The 7323-nt window shown below is 72.5% G+C and carries 3 protein-coding genes; all 3 read left to right on the forward strand.

Going from position 1 to position 7323, the window contains the following annotated elements:
- Window positions 1–44 precede the first annotated feature (44 nt).
- The 3 genes from ABD976_RS19065 to ABD976_RS19075 all read left to right on the forward strand — a co-directional run bounded on the left by ABD976_RS19065 (window position 45) and on the right by ABD976_RS19075 (window position 6750).
- Window positions 45–1655 carry an SLC13 family permease gene (locus tag ABD976_RS19065; protein ID WP_345365028.1) on the forward strand — a complete coding sequence of 537 codons (1611 nt, stop codon included), beginning with the start codon at window positions 45–47 and terminating at the stop codon, window positions 1653–1655.
- A gap of 65 nt (window positions 1656–1720) precedes the next feature.
- Window positions 1721–3064, forward strand: a complete 1344-nt coding sequence (gene glnA, locus ABD976_RS19070) for a type I glutamate--ammonia ligase (RefSeq protein WP_345365030.1) — start codon at window positions 1721–1723, stop codon at window positions 3062–3064.
- Window positions 3065–3165: 101 nt separating this feature from the next.
- Window positions 3166–6750, forward strand: coding sequence for an FkbM family methyltransferase (locus ABD976_RS19075; protein WP_345365032.1), 3585 nt, complete (start codon window positions 3166–3168; stop codon window positions 6748–6750).
- Window positions 6751–7323 lie beyond the last annotated feature (573 nt).

A 7323-nucleotide genomic window follows, 5' to 3' on the forward strand; every position in this document is an offset into this window, starting at 1 on the left:
TTCGCCGGTGGTGAGGCCGATCACCACGACCCTATGGTTCCCGCATGGACGAATCGGACCGCCGGGACTCCGGCTCGCGGAGCGTGACCGACGTGCTGCTCTCGGGCAGCACCTACCGCGGGCTGGGCGAACAGGTGCTGTCCCCGGCCGAGGAGCGGTTCGAGAAGGGCAGGCGCACCGTCGGGCTGGTCCTCGCCCCGCTGATCAGCATCGTCTTCCTGCTGCTCCCGGTCCAGCTCGAACCGGCGCAGCACAAGCTCGCCGCCGTGCTGCTCGGCGTCATCGTGCTGTGGGTCTGCGAACCGGTGCCGATCCCGGTCGGCGGGCTGCTCGGCGTGGCGGCGATCGTGATGCTCGGGGTGCTGCCGCCGGACGAGGTGCTCGCCCCGTTCGGCTCGTCCACCGTGTTCACCTTCATCGGGGCGTTCATCCTGGCCCAGGCGATGCTGCGGCACGGGTTGGCCCGCCGGTTCGCCTTCACGATCCTGTCGCTGCCCGGCGTCGGGCGCAGCTCCGGCCGGGTGATCGCGGCGTTCGGCGTGGTCACCGCGCTGCTGTCGGCCGTCGTGTCGAACACCGCCACCGTCGCGATGCTGCTGCCCACCGCGGTCGGCATCCTCGCGGTGATCGCGGACCTGGTGCGCGCCAAGCTCCCCGCCGACGCGCCCTTCGACCCGCTGCGGCTGCGGGTCGGGGTGGCGCTGATGCTGGTGCTCGCCTACGGCGCCAGCGTCGGCGGGCTGCTCACCCCGATCGGCTCGCCGCCGAACCTGATCGGGCGTGGCCTGATCGAGGAGGCCACCGGCGAGCGCATCACCTTCCTGCAGTGGATGGCGATGGCCGCTCCGGTGTGCGCGCTGATGTTCGTCATCCTCGTGGTGGTCCTGCTGCTGCTCAACCGGCCCGAGATCGGCAAGCTCACCGGGGTCGAGGAGTACGTCGCCGCGGAGCGGGCCAAGCTCGGCCGGATCTCCCGCGCGGAGAAGAACACCCTGGTCGCCTTCGGCGTCACCGTCGCGCTGTGGGTCACCCCCGGGTTCGTCGCGCTGTTCGCGGGCAACGACTCCCCGGTCTACGACGTGATCAGCGAGCGGCTCGACGAGGGCATCGTCGCGGTGTTCGGCGCCGCGCTGCTGTTCCTGCTGCCGACCGACTGGAAGAAGCGGCAGTTCACCCTCACCTGGACCGAGGCCAGCCGGATCGACTGGGGCACCGTGGTGCTGTTCGGCACCGGCATCATCTTCGGCTCCCTGCTGGCCGACACCGAACTCGCCCAAACCATCGGCACCGCCGCCGCGAGCGGGCTCGGCCTGTCCAGCACGGTCGCCATCACGGTCTTCGCGATCGTGCTGGCCGTGGTGGTCTCCGAGACCACCTCGAACACGGCCTCGGCCGCGGTGGTGGTGCCCATCGTGATCCCGATCGCGGTCGCCGCCGGGATCAACCCCTTCGTGCCCGCCATCGCCGCCACCTTCGCCGCGTCGTTCGGGTTCATGCTCCCGGTGTCCACCCCGCAGAACGCCATCGTCTACGGCTCCGGGGCGGTGCCGATCACCAAGATGATCCGCTCCGGGGCGGTGTTCGACGTGGCGGGCGCGATCCTCATCGCCCTGCTGCTGCCGCTGATGGTCGCCGCGCTGGGCTTCGGCGGGTGAGCGCGCGCGGCGGAGCTTCACGGACCAGTTACGCATCGGGGCCGTCGAGCTTTTAGGCTGCCAGCATGAACCGCCAGCAGGAGTTCGTGCTCCGCACCCTGGAGGAACGTGACATCCGCTTCGTGCGGCTGTGGTTCACCGACGTCCTCGGCATCCTGAAGTCGGTGGCGATCTCGCCCGCCGAGCTCGAAGGCGCCTTCGCCGAGGGCATCGGGTTCGACGGCTCGTCGATCGAGGGCTTCGCCAGGGTCTACGAATCGGACATGGTCGCCAAGCCCGATCCGACGACCTTCCAGGTGCTGCCGTGGGAGACCCCGGACGGCGAGCACTACTCGGCGCGGATGTTCTGCGACATCCACATGCCCGACGGTTCCCCCTGCTGGGCCGACCCCCGGCACGTGCTGCGCCGGACCCTGGCCCGGGCCACCGAGTCCGGGTTCACCTGCTACGTCCACCCGGAGATCGAGTTCTTCCTGCTCAAGAACCTGCCCGACGACGGCAGCGAACCGATCCCGGCCGACTCCGGCGGGTACTTCGACCAGGCCAGCCACAACGCCGCGCCGCACTTCCGGCGCAACGCCATCGAGACCCTCGAAGCCATGGGCATCTCGGTGGAGTTCAGCCACCACGAAGGCGCCCCCGGCCAGCAGGAGATCGACCTGCGCTACGCCGACGCGCTGACCATGGCCGACAACGTGATGACCTTCCGGTACGTGGTCAAGGAGGTCGCGATCACCCAGGGCGTGAACGCCTCCTTCATGCCCAAGCCGTTCAGCACCCAGGCCGGGTCGGGGATGCACACCCACTTCAGCCTGTTCGAGGGCGACCAGAACGCCTTCTACCACCCGGAGGACCCCTACGAGCTGTCCGACACCGGGCGGGCGTTCGTCGCGGGGATCCTGCACCACGCGCGGGAGATCACCGCGGTGACCAACCAGTGGGTCAACTCCTACAAGCGGCTCATCGTCGGCGGGGAGGCCCCGACCGCCGTCTGCTGGGGGCACGCCAACCGCTCCGCGCTGGTCCGGGTCCCGATGTACTCGCCGGGCAAGGCGTCGTCGCGCCGGGTGGAGGTCCGCAACCTCGACTCGGCCTGCAACCCCTACCTCGCCTACGCGGTGATCCTGGCGGCCGGGCTGCGCGGCGTCGAGAAGGGCTACGAGCTGCCGCCCGCCACCGAGGACGACGTCTGGTCGCTGACCGAGCGGGAGCGCAAGGTCGCCGGGTTCGACACCCTGCCGCAGAACCTCAACGAGGCGCTGGCCGAGATGGACAACTCGGAGCTGGTCGCCGAGACCCTCGGCGAGCACGTGTTCGACTTCTTCCTGCGCAACAAGCGCGAGGAGTGGAACTCCTACCGCAGCCACGTCACCCCGTACGAGCTGCGGACCCTGATGCCGATGCTGTGAGCGCGGCGTCGGACATCCCCGCGACCAGGGACGATTCCGGCGTCGATCACTCCGGCGGGTGAGGCGTTCGGCCGCGCCGCGGCGGGCGGTAGGTTGCGCCCGTGACCGATTCGCAGGCGCATCACGACCCCACCGCCCCCGGCGATCCGACCGAGCCGCAGTGGCCCGCCGAGGCCCCGGACGCGCCGGGTTCGCTCACCGGATGCACCGTCGCGACCCGCGACCAGCTCCCCGCCGCGCGGGTGCTGCGGGACTCCTTCCTCCAGCAGCACCCGACCGCCGAGTTCGGGCTGCTGCTGGTCGACGAGACCGCGCACGAACCGGACTGCCTGTCCCCCGGCGCGGTCGGCGTGCCCGCCGAGGAGTTCGCCCGGCTGGCGATGGCCTGCACCAGCGAGCAGCTCCGCGACGTGCTGCGCCCCCGGCTGCTGCGGCACCTGCTCGCCGGGGCGGGCACCGTGGTCCAGTTCGAGCCGTGGGTGCAGGTCTTCGCCCCGCTCGACGAACCGCTGCGCGGCTCCGGCCAGCCGGTCACCCTGGTACCCCGGGTGCTCGCCCCGCTGCCCGTCGACGGCCTGCGCCCGGACGCCACCGACCTCGCCGAGGAGGGCACCTTCGACCCGGCGGTGTTCGCCGTCCACACCGGGGCCGAGGAGCTGCTGAACACCACGATCGACCGGCTCAGCGCCGACCCGACCGGCGCCGCGGGCCTGCTCGACGTGGCCATCTCGCTGGTCGACCACCACGTCGTCCGCGACCCGGGCGTCGGGCTCTCGGCGTGGAACGCCACCGAGCGCGCGCTGGTCGTCTCCCGCGACGGCGCGCACACCGCGAACGGCCTCCCGCTGCGCACCGTCCACTTCGAGGGGTTCCAGCCGCAGCGCCCGTGGCTGCTGTCCACCGGCTACGCCGACCGGCCCCGCGTGCTGCTGTCCGAGCAGCCCGGACTCGCCGGCCTCTGCGCCGGGTACCGCAACGCGCTGGTCGCCGCCGGGTACACCCGCGAGCAGCCGCACCCCTACGACTTCCTGCCGGACGGCACGGCGCTGCCCGAGGAGCTGCGCCGCGAGTACGCCGCCGCGTGGTCGGCCGGCCAGGCACCGCCCAGCCCCTTCGAGTCCGCCGACGAGTTCCTGGAGTGGGCCTGCGCCCCCGGTGACGACCGGCAGCGCGCCGCGGGCGGCTCGCGCTGGACCGCGGCGGTGTGGGCGGAGGACCCGGTGCTGCGCCGCGACCACCCCGAACCCTTCGGCGAGCACGCGGTCGCGTTCCACGAGTGGTGCGTCGGCGTCGGCATCGCCAGCGGCCGGGTCCCGGCGGCGGCGGTCCACCGGCAGAGCGACCACCGCGCCGCCCTCGTCGACCAGCTCGGCGTCGCGGTGCTCGGCGGCGGCCGGCTCGCCGAGGCGGTCCGCACCGCCGTCCGCGCGTCGGGCCTGCCCACCGCCGACACCGCGTACTACCCGGTCGTGCTGCGCTGCGAACCCGGCATACCGGTGCCCACCGGCCGCCACCTGATCGACGTGCGCCCGAGCGTCGCGGAGCGGCCCTCCGCCGCCGTGGCCGAGACCTGGGTGCTCTCGGAGAGCAGCCGCGCGGCGGCCCGGCGGACCGGGGCGGTGGCCCGGGTGCTGCCGGTGGCCGCCGTCGATCACGATCCCGTCGACCTGCCCACCCGCAAGGCGGCCCGGGCGCGCTTCGGCATCTCCGAGGAGTACGTGGTCGCCGCCGCCGTCGACCACGCCGTCGAGCGCACCGACAACGCGGTCGGCCTGGTCAGCGCCTTCCTGGCCGCCTTCCCGGACCGCGACGACGTCCGGTTGCTGATCGCCGTCTCCGGCGCGGACGACCACCCGGAGGCCGCCGAGCGCCTCCGCCTGGCCACCGCCGCCGACCAGCGGGTGCTGCTCGTCGAGGAGGACCTCGACGTCGACGTGCTCGCCGGGGCCGCCGACTGCGTGCTGTCGCTGCACCGCGACGGCGGCGACCACCACGTGCTGCGCCTGCTCGACGTGGCGACCTCCGGCGTGCCGGTGATCGCGGGGGAGCACGGCGGCGTCGCCGAGCTGCTCGGTGCGCGGGGCGCGGTGCTCGTCGCCTGCCAGGGACCGGGAGAACCGGACATCGACGCCGCCGCCGTCGCGCTGCGCGGGGCGGCCGACGATCCCGACGGCACCGCCGAGTTCGCCGCGTCGGCGCGGGAACACCTGCTCGCCACGCACACCGTCGCCGCGGCGGGGGAGAAGCTGCGCGAACGCGTGGAGCACGCCTACCGCAACTGGCGCACCCAGTGGGCGCAGGAGCGGCACGGCCACCTCGACGACCCGCTGCGCCCGCTGCTCGTCGCCCGGCACGCCCTGCACCGGACCCCCGACGTCGGCGTCGGGAGCCGCAACTCGATGGCGCCCGCGCTGCGCAAGGCCGTCCTCCGGGCGCTCAGCCACTACGACGAGCACATCCGCGACGTGCTGCGCGCGCTGATCGACGGCGTGGAGCAGACCGCAGCCGAACTCCTGAGCCGCCAGCACGACGTCGACGGCGGCGGCGACCTGGACGGGATGCGCGGCGAGCTCGGGCGGCTCCAGCAGCGGCAGGAGCAGCTGCACGCCCAGCTCCTCGGCACCGACGACGGCATGGTCCGGGCCCGCGCCGACCTCGCCGACCAGCACCGCAGGCTGCGCGAGCTGGAGCAGGAACCGGGCGGGAGCGACCGGATCGACGCCCTCGCGCAGCGGATCGACAGCCTGACCGGCGCCGTCGAGCGGATCGTCGACCGGGTCGACGCCCTGGAGCGCGACGGCGGACGCGCCCTGGAAGCCGGCGTGCGCAGCGCCGCCGCCGACGCGGGCGCCGCGCTGCACCGCACCGACGTGCTGCGGCGGGTGCTGCTCCGGGAGCACCAGCGCAGCAGCGGCGCGGAGGACGCGACCACCGCCCCGGTGCTCTGCGACGCGGGGCTGCTGCGGTTCCCCGCCGACGACGCCGCGATGCTGCCCTGGTTGTCCTCGCACTCCGCCTGGGACGCCGAGGTGTCCGCGCTGATCGACTCGCTGCTGGAACCCGACGGGGTGTTCCTCGACGTCGGGTCCTACGTCGGGTACCAGGCGGTGCGGGTGCTCAGCAGGTTCGGGCCCCGCGGCGGCGTCGTCGCCGTGGAACCGGGCGCCCGCAGCCGCGAACTGCTGCGCCACAACGTCGAGGTCAACGTCCCGGCCGAGTGGGCGCGCGGGCTGGTGGTGGTGGACGGCGCCGCCTGGGACGCCGGGCGCGAGCTGGTGGCCGCCCCCTCGGCCGCGGGCGGGGTCGACGTGGCCGAGAGCGGTTCCGGCGCCGCGGTGCGCGGGCTGCGGCTGGACGAGGAGCTGGAGGCCCGCGGGGTGGCCGACGCCGCGCGGTTGTCGGTGGTGCACGTGAACGTCGGCGGCCGGATCCACCGGGTGCTGCGCGGGCTCGACCGGCTGCTCGAACGGGACCGGCCGTCGGTCGTCGGCACCTTCACCCCCTCGGCGATCACCGAGATGGGCGATGACCCCGCGACCGCCTTGGACGACATCGTCGCCCGCGGTTACGAGCTCGTCCCGGTCGGTCGCACCCGGACGGTGTCCCCGGCCGACCTCCTGGAGGCGGTCAACGCCACCGGGACGACGAGCACGGTCAAGCTGTGGCTCCGGCCGACGTCCCGGTGATCCCCAGGCGAACGGGTGACGTCAAGCGTCTGAACAGGCGATTTGACTTTCACCGAGCGTGTGCGTAACTTAGTTCTTGCCGCACGGACGGCCGGACGGACCGGAGCGAAAGCCCGGGACGGACGGTGCCGGGAGCGCCCGGGAGTGATCCCGCGAGCGCAGACCGGCCGGGGCGCGCCGATTTGACACGGCGAAGCGAACCGGGTAACGTTGAGTGGCCGCTGGGGGAACGGACGACGTTCCTACGGCGAGTTGACAACTCAAGCAGTCGCCTGAGCGGCTGGGAGCGACGGGGACCCCCCTGAAGCGACCGGATTTCGGGCTTGCTAGAGTGATCGACATACGGCAAATGAAGCAGGAAATGCTCCCTGCGACTGTGCGCCTTGTTGGGTGTGTGGTTGTGGTGTGGGTGTGTTCTTTGAGAACTCAACAGCGAACTGTTTTTGGCTAGTGTTCATGTATGAACAGCCCCTTTTTGTTTGGGGTTTCTTTGAGTATGACGCTCGCCGGCCCTCCTTTTTGTGGGGGTGTGGTTGGAGTGTCTGCTGGGATTGTTTCAACAGTCATTGTTGG

This window comes from Saccharopolyspora cebuensis (assembly GCF_039542665.1).
GTDB lineage: Bacteria > Actinomycetota > Actinomycetes > Mycobacteriales > Pseudonocardiaceae > Saccharopolyspora > Saccharopolyspora cebuensis.

Coding starts and splice junctions, on each gene's coding strand:
- ABD976_RS19065 (WP_345365028.1), top strand. CDS start 45: ATGGACGAATCGGACCGCCGGGACTCCGGCTCGCGGAGCGTGACCGAC.
- glnA (WP_345365030.1), top strand. CDS start 1,721: ATGAACCGCCAGCAGGAGTTCGTGCTCCGCACCCTGGAGGAACGTGAC.